The 22,917-nt window shown below is 66.4% G+C and carries 21 protein-coding genes; 7 read left to right on the top strand and 14 right to left on the bottom strand.

Annotated features, from left to right (window positions below; all coding sequences use genetic code 11):
* Positions 1-66 precede the first annotated feature (66 nt).
* The 6 genes from M2335_RS04215 to M2335_RS04240 all read right to left on the bottom strand — a co-directional run bounded on the left by M2335_RS04215 (position 67) and on the right by M2335_RS04240 (position 6,215).
* Positions 67-1,107 carry an amidohydrolase family protein gene (locus M2335_RS04215; RefSeq protein WP_264593883.1) on the bottom strand — a complete coding sequence of 347 codons (1,041 nt, stop codon included), beginning with the start codon at positions 1,105-1,107 and terminating at the stop codon, positions 67-69.
* The gene (locus M2335_RS04220; RefSeq protein ID WP_264593884.1) at positions 1,104-2,375 is read right to left on the bottom strand and encodes an MFS transporter; all 1,272 of its coding nucleotides are present in this window, start codon (positions 2,373-2,375) and stop codon (positions 1,104-1,106) included. Before M2335_RS04220 ends, M2335_RS04215 begins: the two co-directional genes overlap by 4 nt.
* Before the next feature lie 125 nt (positions 2,376-2,500).
* The gene (locus tag M2335_RS04225) at positions 2,501-3,694 is read right to left on the bottom strand and encodes a glycosyltransferase family 2 protein (protein WP_264593885.1); all 1,194 of its coding nucleotides are present in this window, start codon (positions 3,692-3,694) and stop codon (positions 2,501-2,503) included.
* Between the two features lie 102 nt (positions 3,695-3,796).
* Entirely contained in the window at positions 3,797-4,681 is an 885-nt protein-coding gene (locus M2335_RS04230) for an EpsD family peptidyl-prolyl cis-trans isomerase (RefSeq protein ID WP_181560593.1), read from the bottom strand.
* A gap of 367 nt (positions 4,682-5,048) precedes the next feature.
* A complete protein-coding gene (locus M2335_RS04235; RefSeq protein ID WP_264593886.1) occupies positions 5,049-5,531 on the bottom strand; it encodes a PRC-barrel domain-containing protein in 483 nt (160 codons plus the stop codon).
* A 93-nt stretch (positions 5,532-5,624) separates the two neighbouring features.
* Positions 5,625-6,215, bottom strand: coding sequence for an anthranilate synthase component II (locus tag M2335_RS04240; protein ID WP_264593887.1), 591 nt, complete (start codon positions 6,213-6,215; stop codon positions 5,625-5,627).
* Between the two features lie 73 nt (positions 6,216-6,288).
* Between M2335_RS04240 and M2335_RS04245 the strand changes: the two genes are divergently transcribed.
* Positions 6,289-6,795, top strand: a complete 507-nt coding sequence (locus M2335_RS04245; RefSeq protein WP_264593888.1) for an asparaginase — start codon at positions 6,289-6,291, stop codon at positions 6,793-6,795.
* Positions 6,796-6,914: 119 nt separating this feature from the next.
* On the opposite strand, the gene M2335_RS04250 is transcribed toward M2335_RS04245, so the two are convergent.
* Together M2335_RS04250 and M2335_RS04255 are read right to left on the bottom strand one after the other, a co-directional pair.
* Entirely contained in the window at positions 6,915-8,450 is a 1,536-nt protein-coding gene (locus M2335_RS04250; RefSeq protein ID WP_264593889.1) for an anthranilate synthase component I family protein, read from the bottom strand.
* A 10-nt stretch (positions 8,451-8,460) separates the two neighbouring features.
* On the bottom strand, positions 8,461-10,410 hold the full coding sequence (locus tag M2335_RS04255) for a peptidylprolyl isomerase (protein WP_264593890.1): 1,950 nt from the start codon (positions 10,408-10,410) through the stop codon (positions 8,461-8,463).
* Positions 10,411-10,600: 190 nt separating this feature from the next.
* Between M2335_RS04255 and tpiA the strand changes: the two genes are divergently transcribed.
* The 6 genes from tpiA to M2335_RS04285 all read left to right on the top strand — a co-directional run bounded on the left by tpiA (position 10,601) and on the right by M2335_RS04285 (position 15,768).
* Positions 10,601-11,350: a triose-phosphate isomerase gene (tpiA, locus tag M2335_RS04260; RefSeq protein ID WP_264585724.1), complete on the top strand. Its 750-nt coding sequence runs from the start codon at positions 10,601-10,603 to the stop codon at positions 11,348-11,350.
* A gap of 42 nt (positions 11,351-11,392) precedes the next feature.
* A complete protein-coding gene (recO, locus tag M2335_RS04265) occupies positions 11,393-12,127 on the top strand; it encodes a DNA repair protein RecO (protein ID WP_264585723.1) in 735 nt (244 codons plus the stop codon).
* A gap of 97 nt (positions 12,128-12,224) precedes the next feature.
* On the top strand, positions 12,225-13,268 hold the full coding sequence (leuB, locus tag M2335_RS04270; protein WP_264593891.1) for a 3-isopropylmalate dehydrogenase: 1,044 nt from the start codon (positions 12,225-12,227) through the stop codon (positions 13,266-13,268).
* A 46-nt stretch (positions 13,269-13,314) separates the two neighbouring features.
* Complete coding sequence (gene metZ, locus M2335_RS04275; RefSeq protein WP_181560584.1) at positions 13,315-14,520, top strand: O-succinylhomoserine sulfhydrylase; 1,206 nt, start codon at positions 13,315-13,317, stop codon at positions 14,518-14,520.
* A 58-nt stretch (positions 14,521-14,578) separates the two neighbouring features.
* A complete protein-coding gene (gene apaG, locus M2335_RS04280) occupies positions 14,579-14,977 on the top strand; it encodes a Co2+/Mg2+ efflux protein ApaG (RefSeq protein WP_181560583.1) in 399 nt (132 codons plus the stop codon).
* Entirely contained in the window at positions 14,974-15,768 is a 795-nt protein-coding gene (locus tag M2335_RS04285; protein ID WP_264571256.1) for a LysR family transcriptional regulator, read from the top strand. Before apaG ends, M2335_RS04285 begins: the two co-directional genes overlap by 4 nt.
* Positions 15,769-16,042: 274 nt before the next feature.
* On the opposite strand, the gene M2335_RS04290 is transcribed toward M2335_RS04285, so the two are convergent.
* The 6 genes from M2335_RS04290 to lepB form a co-directional block, all read right to left on the bottom strand.
* Positions 16,043-17,839, bottom strand: coding sequence for a monovalent cation:proton antiporter-2 (CPA2) family protein (locus tag M2335_RS04290; RefSeq protein ID WP_264593892.1), 1,797 nt, complete (start codon positions 17,837-17,839; stop codon positions 16,043-16,045).
* A 269-nt stretch (positions 17,840-18,108) separates the two neighbouring features.
* Complete coding sequence (locus tag M2335_RS04295) at positions 18,109-18,993, bottom strand: 3-keto-5-aminohexanoate cleavage protein (RefSeq protein WP_181560580.1); 885 nt, start codon at positions 18,991-18,993, stop codon at positions 18,109-18,111.
* Between the two features lie 105 nt (positions 18,994-19,098).
* Entirely contained in the window at positions 19,099-20,130 is a 1,032-nt protein-coding gene (locus M2335_RS04300; protein WP_181560579.1) for a helix-turn-helix transcriptional regulator, read from the bottom strand.
* Between the two features lie 223 nt (positions 20,131-20,353).
* Complete coding sequence (gene era / locus M2335_RS04305; protein WP_181560578.1) at positions 20,354-21,268, bottom strand: GTPase Era; 915 nt, start codon at positions 21,266-21,268, stop codon at positions 20,354-20,356.
* A 51-nt stretch (positions 21,269-21,319) separates the two neighbouring features.
* Positions 21,320-21,991 (bottom strand): ribonuclease III, encoded by a 672-nt coding sequence (gene rnc, locus M2335_RS04310; protein WP_264579713.1) that lies wholly within the window; start codon positions 21,989-21,991, stop codon positions 21,320-21,322.
* Positions 21,988-22,806 carry a signal peptidase I gene (gene lepB, locus M2335_RS04315; protein ID WP_264593893.1) on the bottom strand — a complete coding sequence of 273 codons (819 nt, stop codon included), beginning with the start codon at positions 22,804-22,806 and terminating at the stop codon, positions 21,988-21,990. The genes rnc and lepB overlap by 4 nt, the downstream gene beginning before the upstream one ends.
* Positions 22,807-22,917 lie beyond the last annotated feature (111 nt).

Genomic DNA, 22,917 nt, shown 5'->3' on the forward strand with positions numbered 1-22,917 from the left:
AAAGATGCAAAAAAGGGCCAGACGTCGATGACGCCCGGCCCTTTTTCCTGCGCTCAATGAGCGCCGTCAGTCGGTGAGCGGCGCGATGTGGAAGATGCGCTCGGCATTGCCGTGGTACAGCGCGTGGCGCTCCGCCTCCGTCACCGGCGCCGCATCCATGAAATCCACTGCCGGCTGCTGCGGTTGATAGGGGTAATCAATTGCCCAGAGCACATTATCGATGCCGAGCTTGTCGATGGTGTAGCGCAGCGCCAGCGGGTCCTCGACGCCGCTGGTCGTCACCACAAAGTTGCGCTGGAAATATTCCGCGATGCTCAGTTTCGTCTTCGGCGCACGGCTGATCTTCTGGGCGCGGCTGTTCATGAAGTTGATGCGCCAGATCCAGAAGGGAATCGCCTCGCCCATATGGCCGATGCAGATCTTGAGCTTGGGGAAGGCATCGAACACGCCGCTGGCCATCATCCGCACGACATGCGTGCCGACCTCCACGCCATAGCCCCACATAGCGCTGTCCATGCCGTAATCCTGCAGCGGGCCTTTCAGGGTATCCGAGGCGGCACGCGGGTGGATATAGATGCAGGCATCGAGCGCTTCGGCGGCTTCGAGGCAGGGCCAATATTTGGGATCGTCCAGATATTCGCCATGGGTGTGGCTGTTGAGGATGAAGCCGTTGAGCTTCAGATCATTGATCGCCCGTTCCATTTCCTTTGCCGCGCGCTTGGGGCTGTGGGGGGCGAAGCTGGCGAGGCCGGCGAAACGGTCCGGGCGCTTGCGGCAGATCTCGGCCAGCCGATCATTGGCGAGCGCGGCCAGATCGGTCGCGGTGTCGGCATCGAACATCTGCACGCCCGGCGCGGTGAGCGAGAGCAGGTGCATGTCCACGCCCAGCGCGTCCATTTCCGGCAGGCGCTTTTCCTCGATATCGAGCAGGCCATCGAGAAAGTTCATCGCGGCATAGCCGGTCGCGTTTTCGGGCGGATCGTAGATGCCGCCGACGAGCAGCTTGTCGAGGCTTTGCGATGGCCCGCGCGTCACATCCCGCAGGGCATGGGCGACCTCGGGGATCGACCAGGCTTCTTCGGTGGCGATCTTGCGCATCTTCGTCATCGGGCAGTCTCCATGATGGGGGCGGAAAGGGGAGCCGGGCTGTCCTGAGCGCTGGTCTCGGGCGCGGCGGGGCCGATCCGGCGGGCGAGCCAGAGCGCCAGCGCGGCCGCGATCACCAGCGGAATCACCGGCAGGATGAAGAAGGTGCGCGGCGCCGAAAGGCCGAGCAGCACCGCAAGCGAGCCGACCAGCGGCCCGGCGATCGAGCCAACGCGCCCCATGCCGAGCGCCCAGCCAAGGCCGGAGGCGCGCATGGTCGAGGGATAGGTGGCGCCGCACGAGCCATTGAGGCCATTCTGCGTGCCGGTGCTGAACAGGCCAACCAGCACGAGCAACACGGTGAGGCCGACAATGCCCCAATCATGCACGGTGATGATCGCCAAGGTAAGCGCGCCAAGCCCTGCGAACAGCGCCACGACCGACCAGTTGCGGCGCACCAGCAACAGGCTGGCGACCACACCGCCGACCACGCCGCCGGCATGGGTGCCGGTGGCGATCCACGAGGCGGTGGTCGTCGAATAGCCCTGATCCTTGACCAGCAGGGGCACCCAGCCGCTCACCAGATAGACGACCATCAGCACCAGCGCGAAGATGATCCAGATCGCGATCGTGCGGGCGCGCTGGGCGGGGGAAAGGATGGCCGAAAGGCCGCGCTCGCCCGGCGCATGGGTCTGTGCGCGGTTGAGGACCGGGCTTTCCGGCAGGCCGATCCACAGCAGCGCCGCAATCGCGATGGGCAGGAGACCGCCGAGGATGAACAAGCTCTGCCAGCCATAAGGCGCAAGCAGCTTGGCGGCGGCGATCCCGGCGAGAACCCCGCCAAAGGTGATGCCGATGCCGACCAGCGCCGTCGCCCGCGCGAGATATTTGCGCGGCGCCAGTTCGCCGGCCAGCGCCAACGCATTGGGCAGCACGGCGCCAAGGCCGATGCCAATGAGGAAGCGCAGCACGATGAGTTGCGTGAGGTTCGTCGCCAGCGCGCCCACCAGCGACATGATGCCATAGCCAATGCAGCAACTGATCAGGATCGTCCGGCGGCCCAGCCGGTCGCCCTGCGGACCGATGAACACGGCGCCGATCAGCACGCCGAACAGGCTGGCGGAGAGCAGCGGTCCGATCTCGGCGCGGCTGACGCCAAAGTCCTCCAGGATGGAAGGCGCAGCGAAGTTTGCGGCCTGCAAGTCGAAACCTTCGACCATCAGCGCGATGAGGATCAGCAGGAACCCGCCCCAGCCGCGCGCGCTCGTCGCTTCGCTCGTCCCCGTCATGACCTCTCCTTCACCCGCTGGCGTTGCGCCATCATAGCGCGCTTTGCGGCGGCCAATGCAAGTTGAAAGATCATCAATGCGAGGCTATTGAGCGGTTCAGGGCACCGGTTTAGCGCCCCGCTTCATCACTCGCCTTTGCGGCGCGTGCGCACCCATTCGGTCTCGCGCTTCTTGACCAGCCGCAGATAGACGGGGACTTTCCACAGAATGTAGAGCGGGATGCGCGCCAGCGTTGCCGCCGAGACCGTGTCGCGCCCGTCGCGCATCCAGGCGAGGGCCAGTAGCAGCGCGACCAGCGTCAACAGACCCGCCAGCGTAGCAGGCGCGGCAGTGGTGGCGCCCAGCAGCGCGAGCCCGGCGCTCACCACAAGCGCCATCAGGCTCAGGCTCATCAACAGGGCCAGCGGCGGTACGAGCAGGCTCAGGCCAAACCAGGCGAGGCTCGGCTTGGCCTTGGCGATACCCTCAAGCATGACCGGTGCGCCTTGCTGCAGGGCGGTCTGGATATAGCCATGCTCCCAGCGCGCCCGCTGTGTGAGCGTGTCGCTCTGGCTCGCAGGGTCGCTCCAGGTCGTCGCGGCCTCCAGATAGCGGGGCGCTGCGCCCGATCGCGCGAAATGGAGGCCGAGCACAAGGTCTTCGACCAGGTGGCTCGTCGCGAGCGGCGCCGATTCGATCAGCGCCCAGGGAAAGGCCATGCCGGTGCCGCCGAGAATGGCGGGCGATCCCAGAACAGAGGCGCCGCGCTGGCGAACGCGATTCTTGATGAGCATCGCAAAGTTGGAAATCTGCGTCATCGCCCCGTCATCGGCGGCCGAGCGGAGCAGGTAGCAGCTCTGCACCGGGCGCTGGAGGACGCAGGTCTCGTCGATCAGCGCGCGCAGAGACGCTCCGTCGATTTCGCAGTCGGCGTCCAGCACGACAATACAATCCGGCGGCGGGGCGTCGGTCGCGGCCTTGATCCAGTCCCGCCCGAAGGCCAGCGCATGGCCCTTGCCGCGCTGGCTCGGGTCATTGCGCTCGATAACCTGTGCCCCAGCCGCGCGCGCGGCGGCGGCGGTGTCGTCCGTGCAATTGTCGGCAATGACGATGAGGTGGATATGCACATCCAGCGCCGGCTGGAGCAGCGCGATGGTACGGGCAATGCCGGCGGCCTCATTATGGGCGGGCATGAGGATGATGGCGCTGTGGGGGGCGGCAGTGCGCGGCCTTGCCGGGCGGCCGGCGATCAGGCCCAGGGCCAGCTCCACGGCCAGCACGGCCAGCAGGAGCACGGGTATGGCAATGATGAGCCAAGCCAGAGAGTCGAGGGTCATCATGCCTTCATTCCCGCGTCTGGCGACTGGCGCGTCGACGCTTCGAGGGGGTGGAGAGGAGGCTGGTGCCTCCTCCCCTCATATCGTGCGGAAAACGCCTCGCCGTTACTTGGCGGCGGGCGCCGCGGCGTTGCCGGCTGCGGGCAGGGCGCCGGCGGCCTTGGCATCGTCCTTGGGTGCATAGCCCGGCTGATACTCGATCTTGGCCTTGGCCTTGGCTTCCTTCAGGCGCGATTCGCCGATCTTGTTCAGCTCCTCGTTGCGCATGGCCTGCGCGGCAATCTGGCGGGCCTGCTCCTGCGGGACCGGGGTCGCTTCGCTGCCGGTGATCACGCTCACGACCAGCTTGCCATTGGCCGGCACGATGAACGGCTCGCCCGGGGGCAGCGCCTCGATGCGGGCGAGCATCTGCGGATCGATCACGGCGGTGTCGAGCGAGCCCCGGCCACGCTCGAAGGCGATGCCCATGGCTGTCAGGCGGGATGCGACCTCATCGAGCGTCTTGGCGGTTTCCAGCTCCTTGAGGCCGTCCGGCTTGGAGGGCGGGTCCATCTGCAGCTGCTCAAGGGCGAAGCGCTTGCGCTGCGCGAAGGCGTTCGGGCGCTCGCTAATATATTTGTCGATGGCAGCGTTGTCCGGGACCTTCACCGTGTCCATCGTCTTGCGGCCGTACAGATTGACAAGCAGCTGCTCGCGCATCCGGCGCTCCTGCGTCAGATATTCCGGGTCGCGGTCCAGCCCGGCTTCCTTGGCGGCCTGCACCAGCAGCCGGCGGTCGACCATGCGCTGCAGCACGCGGCTGCGCACCATGTCCTTGTCGGCGCTGGCAGGGACGTTGAGATCGGCGATCTCGGCGTTCAGTTCGGTCAGGGTGATTTCCTCACCATTGACCACGGCCACGACCTGACCTTCGGCTTTTTTCTCGCAGCCGGCGATCGTGAGGGAAAGGGAAGCGAGCGCAACGAGCGAGACGTTCCTCAGCAGTGACATCCATAGTCTCCAGAACAAGCGTGAAGTGGTAAAAATCGGTTCTCGGTTGAAGGCCCGGCGATCCCCCGATCGAGCCTGTCATCCTAGAAAGCAGTGGGCGAGGCAAGATGCCTACAAATCATTACATGTGCGGCGGGAAGATTGCGGCCAGTATATGCCCGGCCATTGGCTGCCTGAACATCCCCCTCATCTTGTCGAGCAACATGGATCGGCTCGTCGTACTTTGTGGCACCTATTAACTCGCCGCTGGAGCGTGAACAAGCGGCAACCATGGCAGCCGCACCGGGATCGGACAGGGGCGTTCTATCAGCCCGGCGTTAATATTAGGTGGATTGTCGCGGGCGCCAGACCTGGCCGACGCTTGCCCTTAACGGACGTTGGCTGCTTGGTGAGACGGCGCCGAACCGGCGGTGGCAGCTGCGGGCTGGCCGGTCGGTGGGTGAGGATCGGCCTTGGGCAGCGCGGCGATCTGCGCAGGGGTGAGGCTGGTGACGATCGTCCAGTCATCGCCCTCGCGCAGGGGCGCAAGACCATCGAGGGGGAGATAGACATGCTGCTCGGGCCCGCTCCCTTCGACAGCGATCACCAGTCCCTCGACAGCGCCGCCCGGGCCGCGCTTCAGGGCGATCACGTCCCCCAGCTCCGTGCCGTCGGTATCAACCAGTTCGGCATCGAGCAGTTCGCGTTCGGTCAGATTCAGTGCTGCCTTGCCCTTGGCGGCCTGAGAGCCGGGGTGGGCGATCAGCTGGACGGCAGGCTCATCGGGATGCTGATTGGCCGCATCATCGCGACCGCTGCAGGCCGCTAGTAGAAGGGCCAAGGCGAGCGCGGCCGCAGGGTCGATTTTCACCTATGTTCTCCACTGTTGCGGCGCATTCGCATGATGGCCGACCAACGTGGGAGATAAATGGGCGTTCCCTCAAACGGGACGAACGGTTTCGGGTCAGGCCGTTGCGCGGGCCGTCACCGGCATTCCGGCGAGGCGCATGAAATTGGCCAGCATCGCGTGGCCGTGCTCGGTCGCGATGCTCTCCGGGTGGAACTGCACGCTGTGGATGGGCAGGCTCGCGTGGCGGAATGCCATCACCGATCCATCTTCACTGGTGGCATTGACCAGCAGGCAATCGGGAATGTCCTCGACGATCAGCGAGTGATAGCGCGTGGCGGTGAAGGGCGAGGGCAGGCCATCGAATAGCCCGGTGCCGTCATGGGTGACCGGTGATGTCTTGCCGTGCATCAGGCCGCCACGCACCACCTTGCCGCCGAAATGCTGGCCGATCGTCTGATGGCCCAGGCACACGCCGAGCAAGGGCTTGCCGGCATCGGCGCAGGCCGCGACGAGATCGAGGCTGATCCCGGCTTCATTGGGCGTGCAGGGCCCGGGCGAAAGCAGAAAGGCTTCCGCACCGGAGGACATCGCCTGTCCGGCCGACATGGCATCGTTGCGCACCACCTCGACCTGGGCGCCCAGCTCCATCAGATAATGGACGAGATTCCAGGTGAAGCTGTCATAATTGTCGATGACGAGGATCATGGCCGGCTTCTACGGGCCGGCGCTCCACCGCGCAAGCGGGACAAGGCCGCACCGACCGGTTATAAGCGCGGGCATGACCCAGCAAGACCCGCGCATCCATGTGCTCACCACCGGCGGCACCATCGACAAGCTCTATTTCGATGCGCTGAGCGAATATCAGATCGGCGAGTCGATCCTCGCGCGCCTGCTGGAGATCGCGCGGGTGAAGCTGCCGGTCGAGATCGAGGAAGTGGGCCGCAAGGACAGTCTGGAGCTGACCGCCGATGATCGCGCGCTGATCGCGGCACGGGTTGCGGCCTCGCCCGCCGAGCGCATCGTTATCACCCACGGCACGGATACGATGACGGACACGGCCGCCGCGCTGGCGGGCATTGCCGGCAAGACCATCGTGCTGGTGGGCGCGCTGGCCCCGGCGCGCTTTTCCGAGAGCGACGCCACCTTCAATCTCGGCATGGCCTTCGCGACGGCGCAGATCGCCCCGCCGGGCGTCTATATCACCATGAATGGCACGGTGTTCCGTGCGGATCAGGTGGTGAAGGATCGTGCCAAGGGGGCGTTTGTCGCGCGGTCAGAGGGCTGATCGGGGTATTTGAGAACCTTCGTGTCCCTGCGAAGGCAGGGACCCAGGGCGCAACGGACGACCCTACCCGCCCTGGGCTCCTGCCTTCGCAGGAGCACGACACTGCTGAGAACAGGCTATTACTGCCCGAAGCGGCCGTCCTGCGCGACCTTCACGGCCTCCCGCGCGGCCGCAAACAGCGCGCCGGCCTTGTGCTCGCATTCGCGCTGTTCATAGGCCGGCTCGGAGTCCGCGACGATGCCCGCGCCGGCCTGCGCGTGCAGCACGCCGTCCTTCACCAGCGCGGTGCGCAGAACGATGCAACTATCCATGTTTCCATCCGGCGAGAAATAGCCGACGCCGCCCGCATAAGGCCCGCGCGTTTCCGGCTCCAGCTCGGCGATGATCTCGCAGGCGCGGACCTTGGGCGCGCCGGATACCGTGCCGGCGGGGAAGCCCGCGAATAGCGCATCGAGCGGATCGTGCTTCGGGTCGAGCTTGCCGACGACATTGGAGACGATGTGCATCACATGGCTGTAGAATTCGATGGTGTAGCTGTCCGTCACCTTCACCGAGCCGGCGCTGGCGACGCGGCCGACATCGTTGCGCCCCAGGTCGAGCAGCATCAGATGCTCGGCGCGCTCCTTGGGATCGGCGAGCAGCGAATCGCGATTCTCAGCATCCTCGCTGGCCGTCTTGCCACGCGGGCGGGTGCCCGCAATCGGCCGGATCGTCACTTCCCCATCGCGCACACGGACCAGAATCTCCGGGCTGGAGCCGGTGAGCGCGAAGCCGGGCAGATCGAGATGATAGAGGAAGGGCGAGGGATTAATCCGCCGCAGCGCCCGGTAGAGGTCGATCGGCGGAAGCGGGAAGGGGGTGGTGAAGCGCTGTGCCAGCACGACCTGAAAGATGTCGCCCGCGACGATATAGTCCTTGGCCTTGCTCACCATCTCCGCATAGGCGCCCGGCGCCATCACCGGCGTCGGCGTGATCGCGTCCAGATCGATGGCGGGGGCCTGACTGGTCTGCGCGGCGAGCGGCCGGGCGAGCTGCGCCGCGACATCCTCGATGCGCCCTACAGCCGTATCGATCAGCGCGTCGATGGGGGCCTCGCCGGTGCCGAGCCGGTCGGCCCAGGTCGGCGCGACGATGTAGAGCGCATCGGCCAGCCGATCGAACACCAGTACCACCGTCGGGCGCACAAACAGCATGTCTGGCGTGCCGAGGCCATTGTCGGCGGGACGCGGCAGCTTCTCGACCAGGCCGAACGTCTCATAAGCGAAATAGCCGACAAGGCAGGCGAGCGCAGCCGGCAGCGCCGGGTCGACGTCTGCCCGGCATTCCGCCACCAGATCGCGCAGCGCGGCGAGCGGATCGCTCTCCAGCGGCGTGAAGGCGGTCCGGTCGGTCCGCCAGTCGCGGTTGATCTCGGCGCTGCGCCCAGTGGCGCGAAACACGAGGTCCGGCGCGATGCCGATCAGGCTGTAGCGCCCGCGTACAGCGCCACCCTCCACCGATTCGAGAATGAAGTCGCCCCGTTCCGGCTCGATCAGCTTGAGCGCGGCGGAGACCGGCGTTTCGGTATCGGCGATCAGCCGTGCCCACACGAGCGCGGAGCGCCCGGCGGAGAGGGCCGCGCGTGCGGCGTCGATGCTGTCCTGCGCGATGGTCAACGGGTCCGCCTTATTCCGCGCTGCCGCCATAGGCGCGGCGCAGTTCCTGCTCCACAGCCGCCATGGCCGCCTCGCTGCGCTTGACGCCCAGCTCCTGCTGGATCGCTGTGACGAACTGCTGCGCATATTCCCCGCCCAGCACATTGCTGAGGCCGGCCGCAGTGGATTGCATCAGCTGGGGCACCTGTGTGGGATCATTCTGCGTGATCTTGTCCAGGCGCACGACGATGAAGCCCTGATTATTCTCCAGCGGTACCATCTGCGTACCGCCCTGACGGATGCTGAACAGCGCCTTCAGCGGCGGCGGGATCTGACCGCCCTGCTGGTTGATGTCGGCGCGGCGCGCAGAGAGCGGCTGGCGCGGCGCGTCGGCGATGCCGAGCTTGGCGAGCAGCGGCCCCGGTTCGGCGCCCTTGCCCAACTGCGCCGCAAGCTGCGTGGCGATTTCGCGCGCCTTGCCAACGCCCTGCGCCAGCTTCCAGGCGGCTTCCACAGCGGGCTTTACCTGCGCGAAGGGCGGCGGGCCGGCGGGCACCACTTCGGCCACGGTCAGCAGCGCGGCTTCCTCGTCGGGCTTTACCGGCACGATCTGCGCATCGTCATCCTGCCGCGCCGCGAAGCCGCCTTCGAGCAGCGCCTGCAGCGTCGCGTCGGGCTTGAACGCCGGGTCGCGCAGCGACTGGCCGTTGCGCACGATCAGCGGCGTCTCGACGATGGTGAGGTTGTGCTCCTTGGCGATGTCGGTCAGCGTCGCGCCGGCGCCCAGGCGGCCATCCATATCGTTCAGGAATTCGCTGAAGAGCTGGCGCTCCTTGATCTGGCGCACTTCGGCGGACAGTTCCTCGCGCGCTTCGGCCAGCGTCTTGCCGGGCACGTCACGCTGGGCTTCCACGCGCAGCACTGCCCAGCCCGCGGGCGAGCGGACCGGACCGACGATGGCCCCCTGCGCGGCGGCGAAGCCGGCCTTGGCGATCTCCGCATTCATCTGCGTGGCAAGCTGCTTCTCGTCCACGCCATCGACGCGTGAGGCGGCGAGGCCGAGGCTCTTGGCGACATCCTGCAGCGACTGGCCGGCCTTCGCCTTGGCGGCGGCGTCCTTGGCGAGCGCTTCCGTCGCGAGGATCAGCTGGCTGAAATCGCGCGTCTTGCGGCCGGCGAACTGGCTCTGGCGGCTCTTGTAGAGATCGGCGATTTCCGCGTCGGTCGGCGTCGCCTGGGGCTCGAACCGGGCGAGATTGACGAGCGCGTAGCGCAGCTGGCGCTGCTCGGGAATCGCGAACTGGCTGCCATGCTGCTTGTAATAATCCTGCAGTTGCGCCTCGGTCGGCGCGGTCTGCGGCGCGAACCTGGCGGCGGAAATCGCGAACATCTCGCCGGCGCGTTCCTCGATCAGCATCGCGGCATAAGGCGGCACCATGCTGGCCGGCGCCTTGGTGCCCACGCCCACCGGCTGGAGCAGCTGCTGCTGGATGATCTGCGCGGCAATATCGTCCCGCAGATCCTGCTCGGAGACGCGCTGCTGGGCGAGCATCTGGCGGAATACCGTCTCGCTGAAATTGCCGGTCGCGTCCGTGAAGGCGGAATTGCGGGCGATCTCCGCATCGATGAGCGCCTTGCTCACCCGCATCCCGTGCTTCTCGCCATAGGCAATCAGCGCGCGCGAGGAGATCAGCTCGTCGGCCACGCGCTTGAGGCCGCCCTGTGCCAGGAACTGGTCGATGGTCAGCGCGGGATTTTCCTGCCGCTGCCGCTCGAACACCATCTGCGTGCGGCTCTGCAACTCGGCGACGGTCAACGGGCGGTCGCCGATCTTGGCGACTTCCGTCTTGGAACTCCCGCCGAAACTGACGTTGTTGCCAGTGAGATCGCCGGCGATGAAGGCAAAGGCGATGATCGCGAGAAATCCGATTGCGAACAGGCCGCCAAATTTCGAACCGAGAAGACGACGGAAAATCTGCATGGGGTCTTTGTCCAGAAAGGCGGCGAAAGGCTGGGGGCTGCTTTAGGGCGGGCGTCCGACGGCATCAAGCCTTTGCGCGCTCGGCTGTCCATGGGGCTTCCGCAGCCATGCGGTGCCGGCTGGACAAAGCCGTCCTGCCCGTTCATCCGGGCCGCCAGATCATTGATCACCTGTGCAGGAGAGTGAAGCTATGACCGTCCGCCGCAAATTCGTCGCCGGCAACTGGAAGATGAACGGCCTCAAGGGGCAGCTTGGCGAGGTATCCGCCATTGCCGAGCTTGCCGCCGCCCGCAACGATATCGATGTGGCGCTCTATCTCCCGGCCACCCTCATCGCGGCCGCCGCGCCGCTTGGCGGCGCCGTGCTCATCGGCGCGCAGGATTGCCATCAGGCGGAGGCCGGGGCCTATACCGGCAATCTCTCGGCCGCCATGCTGGCCGAAGCCGGCGCGCGCGGCACGCTGGTCGGGCATAGCGAGCGGCGGCAATATCAGCAGGAGAGCAATGCCGATGTCGCCGCCAAGGCGCTCGCCGCGCACAAGGGCGGTCTCTCGGTGGTGCTGTGCGTGGGTGAGACGCTCGATACGCGCGAGCAGGGCGACGATGTGGCGCACGCCTTCGTGGCCGATCAGCTTGTCGCCTCGCTGCCCGAGGGCGCCGATCCGCAATGGCTGACCATCGCCTATGAACCGGTCTGGGCGATCGGCACCGGCAAGGTCGCCACCCCGCCGCAGATCGCCGCCATGCACGCCGCCCTGCGGGCCGCGCTCGTCAAGGCGCTGGGTGCGGATGCCGGCAATGCCATGCGCATCCTCTATGGCGGCTCGGTGAGCGGCGAGAACGCCGCGGATATCCTCCACACCGACAATGTCGACGGCGCGCTGGTCGGCGGGGCGAGCCTCACCGCCGCCAAATTCGGGCCGATCATCGCTGCAGCCTGATCGGCATCGCTAAACCGGTGGCGAGCCGGTAGATAAGCGCCCATGTCCACGCTCGCCGCCACTGCCATCGTCTGCGCCGTTCGGGCGCATGGCGAGCATGGCGCGATCGTGCGGGCGCTCACGGCGGATGCGGGGCTGGTCGCGGGCTATGTGCAGGGCGGCCGCTCGAGCCGGATGCGCCCGGTGCTGCTGCCCGGCAATATCGTGCGGGGCACCTTCCGCGCTCGCACGGCCGATCAGCTCGCCAGCCTCTCGGCCGAGCTGGAGCATAGCCGGGGGCCGCTGCTCGCCGAGCCGCTGCCCGCCGCCGCCATAGACTGGGCTTGCGCCTTCACGGCGATTACGCTGCCGGAAGGCCATCCCTATCCGGCGCTCTTCGCCGCGCTGGGCGCGGTGCTCGACGCGGTGGAAGCCGCGCCCGCCGCGCGTGGCTGGGCCGTGGCGCTGGTGCGCTACGAACTGTTGCTGCTCGCCGAGCTGGGCTTCGGACTCGATCTGGCGGAATGCGCCGTCACCGGCGCGCGCGAGGGGTTGGCCTATGTCAGCCCGCGCACCGGGCGCGCGGTGACGGCAGCGGCGGCCGGTACACACCGCGACCGGTTGCTGCCCTTGCCCGGCTTCCTCACCGAGGGCGGCGAAGCCGGCTGGCCGGATATTCTCGCCGGATTTGACCTGACCGGCCATTTCCTCGCCCAGTCGCTGTTCGATCCACGCCGGTCTGACGTGCTGGCCGCGCGCGAGCGGCTGATCGAACGGCTCAAAAGAGCGGTTGCGTGACCCGGCCTGCTTGAGGCAATGGCTCAGCCCACATCCTCAGGGCCGGCGCGCCTGTCTCGCAGCCACCGCCCGTCTTCAGATTGAGAAAGGGAAACCCATGCTCGTTGCGATCCTGCCCGGAGACGGCATCGGCCCGGAAGTCACCGCGCAGGCCAAGCGTGTGCTCGATGCGCTGGCGATCCCCGGCCTGACCTATGAGGAAGCGCCGGTCGGCGGCGCGGCCTACAAGGCGCAGGGTCATCCGCTGCCGCCCGCTACGCTCGATCTGGCAAAGCGCGCCAACGCGATCCTGTTCGGCGCGGTGGGCGATCCCGATTGCGATTCGCTTGAGCGCGCCTTGCGGCCAGAGCAGGCCATTCTCGGCCTGCGCAAGGAGCTGACGCTCTTCTCCAACTTGCGCCCCGCAAAGATGTTCGCCGAGCTGGCCGATGCCTCCACGCTGCGCAAGGAAGTCGCCGAGAAGATCGACCTGCTGATCGTCCGCGAACTCAATGGTGACGTCTATTTCGGCGAGAAGGGCATCCGCAAGACTGCCGACGGCCTGCGCGAAGGCTATGACATCATGTCCTACAACGAGGCCGAGGTGCGCCGCATCGCCCACAGCGCCTTCCGCGCCGCGCAGGCGCGCAGGGGCAAGCTTTGCTCGGTGGACAAGGCTAATGTGCTGGAAACCAGCCAGCTGTGGCGCGACGTGGTGATCGAGGTTGCCGCCGAATATCCCGATGTCGAGCTGTCCCACATGTATGTCGACAATGCCGCCATGCAGCTCGTGCGCAATCCGGGGCAGTTCGATGTGATCGTGACCGGCAATCTGTTCGGCGACATTCTCTCCGATCAGGCGAGCATGTGTGTCGGCTCTATCGGCATGCTGGCCTCGGCCTCGCTCGATGCCAACGGCAAGGGGCTGTATGAGCCGATCCACGGCTCCGCGCCGGATATTGCCGGGCAGGGCAAGGCCAATCCGCTGGCGACGATCCTCTCCGCCGCGATGATGCTGCGCTTCTCGCTCGATCAGGCACAGGCGGCCGATCGCATCGAGGCCGCTGTGGCCAAGGCGCTGGCCGGTGGTGCCCGCACCGCCGACCTTGGTGGCACGATGAGCACGTCTGCCATGGGCGATGCCGTGCTCGCGGCGCTCTGACGCCATTGGATTGACCGACCCCTGACAGGGTCTAGAAGGCAACGTCATGAAGAGACAAACCGGACAGGATCGTTCCCGCACCAGCCGCTGGCGGCCCGCAACACAGGCCGTGCGCGGCGGCACCTGGCGCTCCGAGCAGGGGGAGACGAGCGAGGCGCTCTTCCTCACCTCGGGCTATACCTATGACAGCGCGGAGGAAGTCGCCGCCCGCTTCGCCGGGGAAGCGACGGGGATGCAATATTCCCGCTTCCAGAACCCGACGGTGCAGATGCTGGAAGAGCGCATCGCGCTGATGGAAGGCGCGGAAGCGTGCAAGGTGCAGGCGAGCGGCATGGCGGCGATGACCAGTGCGCTGCTCTGCATGCTGAGCGCGGGCGATCATGTCGTTGCCGGGCGCGCTGCCTTTGGTTCGTGCCGCTGGATTCTCTCCAATGTCCTCAACCGCTTCGGCATCACCCACAGCGTGGTCGACGCGCGGGACAATGATGCGTGGGAAAAGGCGATCCAGCCTAATACCAAGGTGTTCTTCTTCGAGACGCCGGCCAATCCCACGATGGACATTGTCGATCTTGAGCATGTCTGCGGCCTTGCCCGTGCGCATGGCATCACCACGGTGGTGGACAATGCCTTCGCGACGCCCGTCCTCCAGCGCCCGCTCGATTTCGGGGCCGATGTCGTCGCCTACAGCGCCACCAAGCTGATGGACGGGCAGGGCCGGGTGCTCGCCGGCGCCATTTGCGGCACGGATGCGTGGATCAACGGCGTGCTCTCGCCTTTCCAGCGCAACACCGGGCCGATCTGCTCGCCCTTCAACGCCTGGGTTGTGCTCAAGGGTCTGGAGACGCTGGACCTGCGTGCGCATCGCCAGTCCGAGAATGCGCTCAAGGTCGCGCGCTTCATGGAGCAGCGCGGCGTCGATGTGCTGTATCCCGGTCTGCCCAGCCACCCGCAGCACAATCTCGCGATGAAGCAGATGAGCGCCGCCGGGCCGATCTTCTCGTTCAATCTTGCCGATCGTGGGCAGGCCATGGCCCTGCTCAATGCGATGGAGTTGTGCGACATCTCCAACAACATCGGCGATTCCCGCACCCTGCTGTGCCATCCCGCCTCCACCACCCATAATAATATGGGGCCGGAGGGCCGCGCCGAGGCCGGCGTGGGCGAGGGCATGGTGCGCATCAATGTCGGGCTGGAAGACCCGGAGGACATCATCGCCGATCTGGATCAGGCATTGACCGCTGTCGGCCTTTGAGTAGGGTCGGTCTCGGGGCCAGGCAGGACACAGGACGGGTCGTAGCATGAATGCCTTGATGAACGCCCTTTTCGCCTATGCCGAGACCACGCATGACGTGACCGTGCGCGTGTCCGTCAACTTCCTCTCCGAGCAATCGGAGCCGGACATGGGCAAATGGTTCTGGGCCTATCACATCCGCATCGAGAATGGCCGCAAGGCCCCGGTGCAGTTGCTTACGCGCCACTGGACCATCGCGGACGGACGCGGCGCGCTCTACAAGCGCGAGGGCAAGGGCGTCGTCGGCGAGGAGCCGGTGATCCATCCCGGCGCGGCCTATGATTATGTCTCCGGCTGCCCGCTCTCGACGCCGACCGGCTGGATGGAAGGCAGCTACCAGATGCTCGATGCCGGCGGCAGCCTGCTGGATGTGCGTATTCCCCGCTTCGCGCTTCAGGCGCCGGCGGTCTCGGGATGAAGCGCACCCACCTGCCGCTGAACGGCCTGCGCGTATTCGACGCGGCGGCGCGGCATCTCTCCTTCACCCGCGCGGCGGATGAGCTGGCGGTGACACCCGCCGCCGTCGGCCAGCAAATCCGCGCGCTGGAAGATATGCTCGGCGTCGTGCTGTTCCGCCGGACGCCCCGCGGGCTGGAACTGACGCCCGAAGCGGAGGCTGGCCTGCCCGCACTGCGCAGCGCCTTCCTGGAACTCGAGGAATCGGTCCGTGCCATGCAGGCCGGGCAGAGCAGCCAGCATCTCACCATCGCCGCCCCGCGCGATCTCACCGCCAAATGGCTGAGCGCACGCCTCGCCGCTTATGCGGCGCAGGAGCCAGGCGTGCAGTTCATGCTGGTGGCTGCCGACGATGCGCTCGATTTCACCGAGGCCAATCTCGATCTCGCTTTGCGCCTGACCGACGGTGCCGGCGAGCATGAGGGCGTCGCCCTCGGCGAGCCGCGCTTCGTCACGGTCGGCGCGCCCGATGGCGGCGGACTGGAGTCGCCCATCGCCTGGCCCGGCTGCCCGGTCGATGACGGCAAGGCCATCGTCCGCGTCGCCGACGCCGGCCTCGCCATCGATGCCGCAGCCAACGGCCTCGGCCGCGCCTGCGTACCCGCGCTGCTGGCGGCCGCGGACATCGCCGCCGGCCGCGTGGCCGCCCTTGGGGAACCGCGCAACGGCCCCGGCTACTGGCTTATCGCTCCGCTCCCGCAATGGCGCCAGAAGAAGGTGAAAGCCCTAGTGGCTGCCCTCAGTGAGGGCTGAGGCGAGCGGTTCTCGCGCCGACTACCCTCTCACCGTTCGCCCTGAGCGAAGTCGAAGGGTGAAGCCGAGCGCAGCGAGGTTCGCTTGGCTTCCGCTCAGCAGGGCCCTTCGACTTCGCTCAGGGTGAACGGAAAAGGGAAGAGCGGGATTTACTCCCACCCCTACCCCCGTTCGTGTCGAGCGAAGTCGAGACACCATGCGCAGTTCTGGCGTGTCTCGACTTCGCTCGACACAAATGGAACGCGGGCATGATACTCCGGCCCGCCCACCCCCCCTAGCTGCCCTCAGCCCGCTGCGGCGGGAAGAACGGCTCCGGCTCCGGCGTCACCATATTGCCGCGCATCAGTGAGCGCCCCGCCGTGATCCCCCCGACCAACTGCAGCTCCACCCGCTGCGCATCGCGCTCGCGCACGTCCTCGATTGCCTCGCGTGCGTTGTCCTCATCGACACCGAGGTCGGTCAGCACCGCCTCGCTGAAGGCCAGCGCGGATTCGAACGTCTCGCGGATCTGATAGTCGACGCCCGCCTTGATCAGGCGCAGCGAATGGCCGCGGTCGAAGGCGCGCACATAGAGCTTGGCGAGCGGGAATTCGTGCCGGCACAGCTCGACGATCTTGTCGGCCACATCCGGCTTGTCGACGCAGACGAGGATTGCCTCGGCCCGCCCGGCGCCGGAGGCATGAAGCACGTCCAGCCGCGTGCCATCGCCATAATAGACTTTGAAGCCGAAATTGCCGGCCGCCTGGATCATCTCGACATCATTTTCGATCAGCGACAGCTCGAAGCGCCGCGCGAGCAGCGCTTGGCTTGCCACCTGCGCAAACCGGCCGAAGCCAATGCACAGGATGCGGCCGGTCAGGTCCTTGGCCTTGTCTACGCCGTCGAGCGAAACCGTCGCGTTGCGGCGCATCCGGTTCTGCACGATGAGCACCAGTGGCGTCAGCGCCATGGAGAGGATGACGATCGCGCTCATGATCGCCGCGATCCGCGCATCGAAAAGGCCGACCGCCAGCGCCGCGCCATAGAGCACGAACGCGAACTCGCCGCCCTGCGCGAACAGCGCTGCGCGGTGGCTCGCGGCGCTGTGGGCCGAGCCCATCAGCCGCGCGACGGCATAGATGCCGATCGCCTTGACGACCATGAAGGCGAGGACGCCGCCCAGCACCAGCTGCCACTCGCGGAGCACCGTCGAGAGATCGAGCGACATGCCCACGCTGATGAAGAACAGGCCGAGCAGGATGCCGCGAAACGGCTCGACATCGGCCTCCAACTCATGGCGATAGCTGGATTCGGAGAGCAGCACGCCAGCGAGGAAAGCGCCCATCGCCATAGAAAGCCCGGCGGCATCCAGCAGCACGGCTGATCCCAACACGATGAGCAACGCCGCGGCGGTGAGCACTTCGCGTGCGCCGGCCCGCGCGATCAGGCCGAACAGCGGATCGAGCAGCCAGCGCCCCGCCGCGATCAACGCCGCGAGCGCCGCCAGCGCCAGGCCGATGCTCTGCCAGACGGGCGGCGCGTCCTCCACGCCCGCCGCGCCATGGAACGCCGCCCAGAAGGCGACGAGCGCGAGCAGCGGCACGATGGCGAGGTCTTCCAGCAGCAGGATCGAGATCGCCTTCTGGCCTTCCTCGGTGCCCGCGTCCCCAGCTTCGTTCAGCATTTGCATGATGACAGCGGTGGAGGAGAGGACGAAGCCCATCGCGCCTGCCGCCGCTACGGCCGGAGGCAGGCCGGCCGCCATGCCGAGCAGGGTCAGCAGCGCCCCGCACAGCAGCACCTGCGCCGCGCCAAGGCCGAAGATCTGCTTGCGCAGGTTCCACAGCTTGCGCGGCCGCATCTCGAGGCCGATGATGAAGAGGAACATCACCACGCCTAGCTCGGCGATGTGCAGCAGTGCTTGCGGATCGTTGATCAGCCCTAGCCCGAAGGGACCGATGGAGAGGCCGGCGGCGAGGTAGCCTAGCACCGATCCGAGACCCAGCCGCCGGAACAGCGGCACCGCAATCACGCCGGCCCCCATCAGGATGATGGCCTGCCCCAGCCCGAAACCCATCGATGCGTCCGCCATGCTGTCCGTCCCAATCCCCGGCAGCCGTCAGGCCGGCGCGGTCAGCGCGGACAATCGGGCGGTTCCATGCTCGATGAGGCAGATCTCAGCAGCCCGTCCGCGCGTTCATCGACCGGGCAACCTTGGATGGTCAGTGCAGCAGAGTCAAACCGCTGCGCGTACCCTCCTAAGCCCATCCCTTTCAGGGGAGGGGTTGGGGTGGGGAGCAAGCTCGCACCTGTGCCTGCCGTCGAGGCAGCGGCACATCACTCACCCCCCACCGCCTGACTTCAGACCGCCTTCAATCCCAGCAACTCCCGCGACTCCGCCGCGCTCATCGGCTCGATGCCCATCTCGTTCATGATGCGCACCTGCCGCTCGATCAGCTGCAAATTGGTCGCCTTCACACCGCGCGAATAATAATGATTGTCCTCCAGCCCCACGCGGACATGACCGCCGAGCAGCAGCGCCTGCGTGGTGGCCGGAAGCTGGGCCGGGCCGATGCCGGAGATACACCAGATCGACTGCGGCGGCAGGCACTTCACCATGAAGTCGAGAATGTCGGTGCTGTAGGGCATCGCGCCCTGAAAGCCTTTCTCGCCGCCCAGCACGATGTTGATGTAGTAGGGCGGCTTGTCATAGCCCTTCTGGATCAGGCGCGTGACGTCCTGCAGGATGTGGTCGGGCGAGAAGACCTCCCACTCCGGCTTGATGCCCTTGTCGACCATGGCCTTGACCAGCGTTTCGCAGCGCGAGGGTGGTGTGATGACCAGCACGTCCTTGCCGCTGATCGTGTCGACCACGGTCACACCGTCGAAGGTGCACATTTCCGCGCCGCCCTCGGTGCCCTTGAGACGCTCCTCGAAGCTGTTCTCGAACATGCCGTCGGGCCGCTCGATGAGCATGTCCCCGCTGTTGCCACCGCCCGTGGAGTTGTTGAGGATGATGTCGCACTTGGCGCGGATGCGCTCGTTGATGTCGCGATAGATGGCCGGGTTGCAGGTCGCCTCGTCGTCCGGGCGCCGCGCGTGGATGGCTGCTATCGAGGCGCCGGCCTTGTAGCAGGCATAGACGTCATCGGCGATTTCCTGCGGCTGGGTGGGCAGCGCCGGGTTGGCGCTCTTGAAGGTGGTGCCCCCGGTGGGCGCAATGGTCACCATGCGGCGATCGCTCATATTCCGGCTCCTCTCGAAAAGTCTCGTGCTGCCGCTGCTGCCCGCTTGTCCTCCGCCGGTCAAGCCATGCGCGATGGTTGACGTTGATAAAGTCCGAAAAGCCGCTCAGCGGAGCAGGCGATTGATCAGCGCGACCAGCTCGGCTTCCCGATTGGTGCCGGTCTTCTCGAACAGGCGCTTGATCTGGATGTTGACCGTGCCAAGGCTCGTGCCGCGCTGCTGGGCGATCATTTCGCGGGAGGTGCCTTCAGCCAGCAGCATGGCGATCTCGGTCTCGGCCCGCGTCAGGCCCATCATGCGCTGCAATGCCTGGCGCTCCATCGCGCCAATGTTGCCAGCCGCGCGTACAGTGACGAGCACCCGCGGCTCGAAACCGAGCGCGGCGGGTTTGGCCGGCAGGCGGAAGATCTCGCACAGGCGGCGCTGGGCGATAGGGCGCTGCTGGCCCAGCCACACCCCGCAACTCGGCAGCGCCAGGTCACCTGCCTGCAGCATCGCGCCGATCTGCATCCGCAGCTCGCGCGCTTCGGCGCTGTTGGGCGCGGTCAACCGCTCATCGCGCAGCATGATCAGATCTTCGGCGCGGAGCAGCGCCTCGCCGGCGCGGGTGGTGGCGCACACCCGGCCCAGCCCGTCGCACACGAAGGCGGCGGTGTTCATCGTGTCCAGCGATCCGGCGAGCAGCTTTGCGCCTTCGCCTTCCAGCGTGCGCTGCATCCGGACGGCGGACTGCATCAGCGGCGCGGCCTGCGTGAAAACGGCGCGATCAGCCTCGGTGGTACGCCCATCCTGATAGGTACGCAGAACGGCCAGTCCGACCATCACCTGCCCGTCATTGACGAGCACCACCTGGCAGCCATGTGGCATGTTGGCGTCATGCGTGAAGTCGTCATAGATGTCGGTGTTCTGCGCGGCCTTGATGGCATCATAATGATATTCGTGGCGCACATCGAGCGGACCGCTGGCAGCGGCGACCCGCCAGTTTCCATGGGAATAGTTGGCAACCTCGCTGTCAAACTGGCGGCAGAGACGCTCGTTCACCGGATCAGTGAGGAGGTTGAAGGCCAGCGTGGTTGGCGATCCGATCCCGAGCAACTGGCCGGACAAGGACCGCGTCTCTCTGGCGAGCGCACGCAAGGCGCCCTCCCAGCCGCCCTCGGTGAGAGGCGCACTCAGGATAGCTTCGGTCAGACTGGGCAGCGCTCTTCCCAAAAGCGATCAATCCTCCCACCCCCGCGACCGAGCCTCCCGGCGTTCGGTAGCGACCTAAGCTCCATGAAAAAGCAGGGTCGTGGCGTCAACCACTGGTTTCGACGCGAGGAGCGGATTGATCCAATCCGGGATTGCGCGAGGGATGGGGTCAGTCCACCCAGTCGAGACCGATGTCACGATAAACGTGGCGGTCCTCGTCCCAGCCTTCCTTCACCTTCACATGCAGGTAGAGGTGGACGGGCACGCCCAGCAGGCTCGACAGTTCGGCCCGGGCCTTGCTGCCGATCTCCTTCAGCCGCTGCCCGCCCTTGCCGAGAATGATGCCGCGCTGCGTTGCCCGCGCGACGAGGATCTGCTGGTGGATCTCTACCGACCCGTCGGCGCGCTCCTTATATTGCTCGGTCTCGACCGCGCTTTGATAGGGCAGTTCGTCGTGGAGCTGGTGATAGAGCTGCTCGCGCGTGATTTCGGAGGCGAGCAGGCGGTCTGTGGCATCCGAAACCTGATCCTCGGGGAAATGCCATGGCCCTTCCGGCACGGCGGCGGCCATGGCGGCCTTGAGGTCGACCAGCCCGTCCGCGGTGGTGGCGCTCACGAAGAAGGTCTCAGCGAAATCCACCCGCTCGTGCAGGCGCTGGGTCAGCGTGAGCAGCTTGTCCTTGGCGGCGATGTCCACCTTGTTGACGATCAGCCATTTTGTTTCGCGCCGCTGGGAGAGGCCGTCGAGGATCGGCTCCATCTTGGGCCCAAGGCCGGCGCGGCCATCGACGATGAGCGCGATCAGGTCGGCATCCTGCGCGCCGCCCCACGCGGCCTGCACCATGGCGCGGTCGAGCCGCCGGTCCGGCTGGAAGATGCCCGGCGTATCGACGAGGATGATCTGCGCAGGACCCTCGATGGCGATGCCCATTACCCGCGTGCGGGTGGTCTGCGCCTTGGGGCTGGTGATCGCGATCTTCTGGCCGACCAGGGCATTGGTCAGCGTGGACTTGCCCGCATTCGGAGCCCCCACGACCGCGACGACGCCGCAGCGTTGATGGTCAGGCGATGGCGTTGAGGTCACTGGTCACTCCGTCGGGCGCATGGCGCGCGCTGGCTGAAAAGGGGGTGCGGATCATGCCTTGAGCTTGGCGAGCAGGGCAATGGCGGCGGCCGTCTCGGCCTCCTGCTTGGAATGGCCCTCGCCCTGCGCCTCACCCGCACTGCGGATGGACACCGAGATGGTGAAGCGCAGGGCATGTTGCGGCCCGCTGCGCTCCAGCAGCTCATAATGGGGCGGCTGGCGATTATGGGCGGCCGCCCATTCCTGCAGCGCTGATTTGGGGTGTTTGGGCGCGCTGGCCTGTCCCTCGACCATCGGCTCCCACATGCGGTGGATAAACGCCCGCGCGGCATCCATGCCGATGTCCAGATACATGGCGCCGATCAGCGCTTCCACGACATCGCCGAGCACATTGTCGCTCTCGACCGCCCCGTCGTCGCGCGCCTGCTTGCCGAGGCGCAGATGCGTGCGCACGCCAATCTCGCGAGCAACCTGCGCGCAGCTAGTGCCGGTCACCAGCTGATTGAACCGGCGGGAGAGCTGGCCTTCCTTCTCGGCGGGAAAGCGGACGTAGAGCCAATCGGCCATCACCAGCCCCAGCACCCGGTCGCCCAGAAACTCCAGCCGCTCATAATGGGTCGCGCTGGCGCTGCCATGGGTCAGCGCCTGCTCATAGAGCGCCCGCTGCCCCGGCGCCTGACCGATAAGGTCGGCGAGCCAGGCGTCGAGATCGGCCGTGCTCAAAAGCCTTCGCCGATACGTTCAGGCCGGGCGGCGGTGAACCATGTCCAGGGCAGGAGCAGATTGGCCGAACCGTCGGTGGAGAAGAAGCTGACCAGCGCCCGCCCGATCAGATGGTCGATCGGCAACGGTCCGACGCCCCGGGCGTCGACGGGAATGCGGCTGTCGGCACTGCGGTCGCGATTGTCGCCCATGACGAAGACGTGGCCCTCCGGTACAACAGAGACGGCGCTATTGTCCGCCGGACCGTCGATAAGGTCCAGCACTTCGTAGCTTTTTCCGTTCGGCAGCGTCTCGCGATAGCGCGGGTAGCGGCAAAAGGCCTCGCCCTTGGCATCCGTGAACTCGAATTCCTCGATGAAACAGGGCGAGGGGCTGCGCTCGGTATTGGCTGCCTGCAGCATGTTGGCGGTCACCGGGATCACCAGATCATCGATTCGCCGCTTGGGAATGGCCTTGCCGTTCAGATAGACGACGCCGTCCTGCATCTGGATGGTATCGCCCGGCAGGCCAATGACGCGCTTGATCCAGTCTTCCTTGGGATTGCCCGGCGAGGCGAACACCACCACGTCCCCCCGCTCGGGCACTTTGCCCATCACTCGCCCCTCGAACACAGCGGGCTGGAAGGGAAAGCTGTAGCGCGAATAGCCGTAGGACCATTTGGAGACGAGCAGATAGTCGCCGATCAGCAGGCGCGGCTGCATGGATTCGGAGGGAATATTGAACGGCGCGATCAGCAGCGAGCGGATCGCCACCACGATCACCACAAGCTTGACGAGGAACCACAGGAAATCCCGTGTCTCGGATTTGTGGGACATCGAAGGGCAGCTTTCCAGACAGGTTCGTCGCGATGACGGGGAATATAGTGTCTTTGCGGGGCGGGGGTGGCGGCGTCAAGCATTGTGGCGCGCTTCGCACGTGCAATAGGC

The sequence above is a fragment of the Sphingobium sp. B12D2B genome (genome assembly GCF_025961775.1).
GTDB lineage: Bacteria > Pseudomonadota > Alphaproteobacteria > Sphingomonadales > Sphingomonadaceae > Sphingobium.

Excerpts from the sequence above, each read along its gene's own strand:
- leuB (WP_264593891.1), top strand. The coding sequence starts at position 12,225 with ATGCTCGTTGCGATCCTGCCCGGAGACGGCATCGGCCCGGAAGTCACC.
- M2335_RS04285 (WP_264571256.1), top strand. The coding sequence starts at position 14,974 with ATGAAGCGCACCCACCTGCCGCTGAACGGCCTGCGCGTATTCGACGCG.
- M2335_RS04240 (WP_264593887.1), bottom strand. The coding sequence starts at position 6,215 with ATGATCCTCGTCATCGACAATTATGACAGCTTCACCTGGAATCTCGTC.
- M2335_RS04220 (WP_264593884.1), bottom strand. The coding sequence starts at position 2,375 with ATGACGGGGACGAGCGAAGCGACGAGCGCGCGCGGCTGGGGCGGGTTC.
- M2335_RS04290 (WP_264593892.1), bottom strand. The coding sequence starts at position 17,839 with ATGGCGGACGCATCGATGGGTTTCGGGCTGGGGCAGGCCATCATCCTG.
- metZ (WP_181560584.1), top strand. The coding sequence starts at position 13,315 with ATGAAGAGACAAACCGGACAGGATCGTTCCCGCACCAGCCGCTGGCGG.
- apaG (WP_181560583.1), top strand. The coding sequence starts at position 14,579 with ATGAACGCCCTTTTCGCCTATGCCGAGACCACGCATGACGTGACCGTG.
- recO (WP_264585723.1), top strand. The coding sequence starts at position 11,393 with ATGTCCACGCTCGCCGCCACTGCCATCGTCTGCGCCGTTCGGGCGCAT.
- lepB (WP_264593893.1), bottom strand. The coding sequence starts at position 22,806 with ATGTCCCACAAATCCGAGACACGGGATTTCCTGTGGTTCCTCGTCAAG.
- M2335_RS04215 (WP_264593883.1), bottom strand. The coding sequence starts at position 1,107 with ATGACGAAGATGCGCAAGATCGCCACCGAAGAAGCCTGGTCGATCCCC.
- tpiA (WP_264585724.1), top strand. The coding sequence starts at position 10,601 with ATGACCGTCCGCCGCAAATTCGTCGCCGGCAACTGGAAGATGAACGGC.
- M2335_RS04245 (WP_264593888.1), top strand. The coding sequence starts at position 6,289 with ATGACCCAGCAAGACCCGCGCATCCATGTGCTCACCACCGGCGGCACC.
- M2335_RS04255 (WP_264593890.1), bottom strand. The coding sequence starts at position 10,410 with ATGCAGATTTTCCGTCGTCTTCTCGGTTCGAAATTTGGCGGCCTGTTC.
- M2335_RS04295 (WP_181560580.1), bottom strand. The coding sequence starts at position 18,993 with ATGAGCGATCGCCGCATGGTGACCATTGCGCCCACCGGGGGCACCACC.
- M2335_RS04225 (WP_264593885.1), bottom strand. The coding sequence starts at position 3,694 with ATGATGACCCTCGACTCTCTGGCTTGGCTCATCATTGCCATACCCGTG.
- M2335_RS04230 (WP_181560593.1), bottom strand. The coding sequence starts at position 4,681 with ATGTCACTGCTGAGGAACGTCTCGCTCGTTGCGCTCGCTTCCCTTTCC.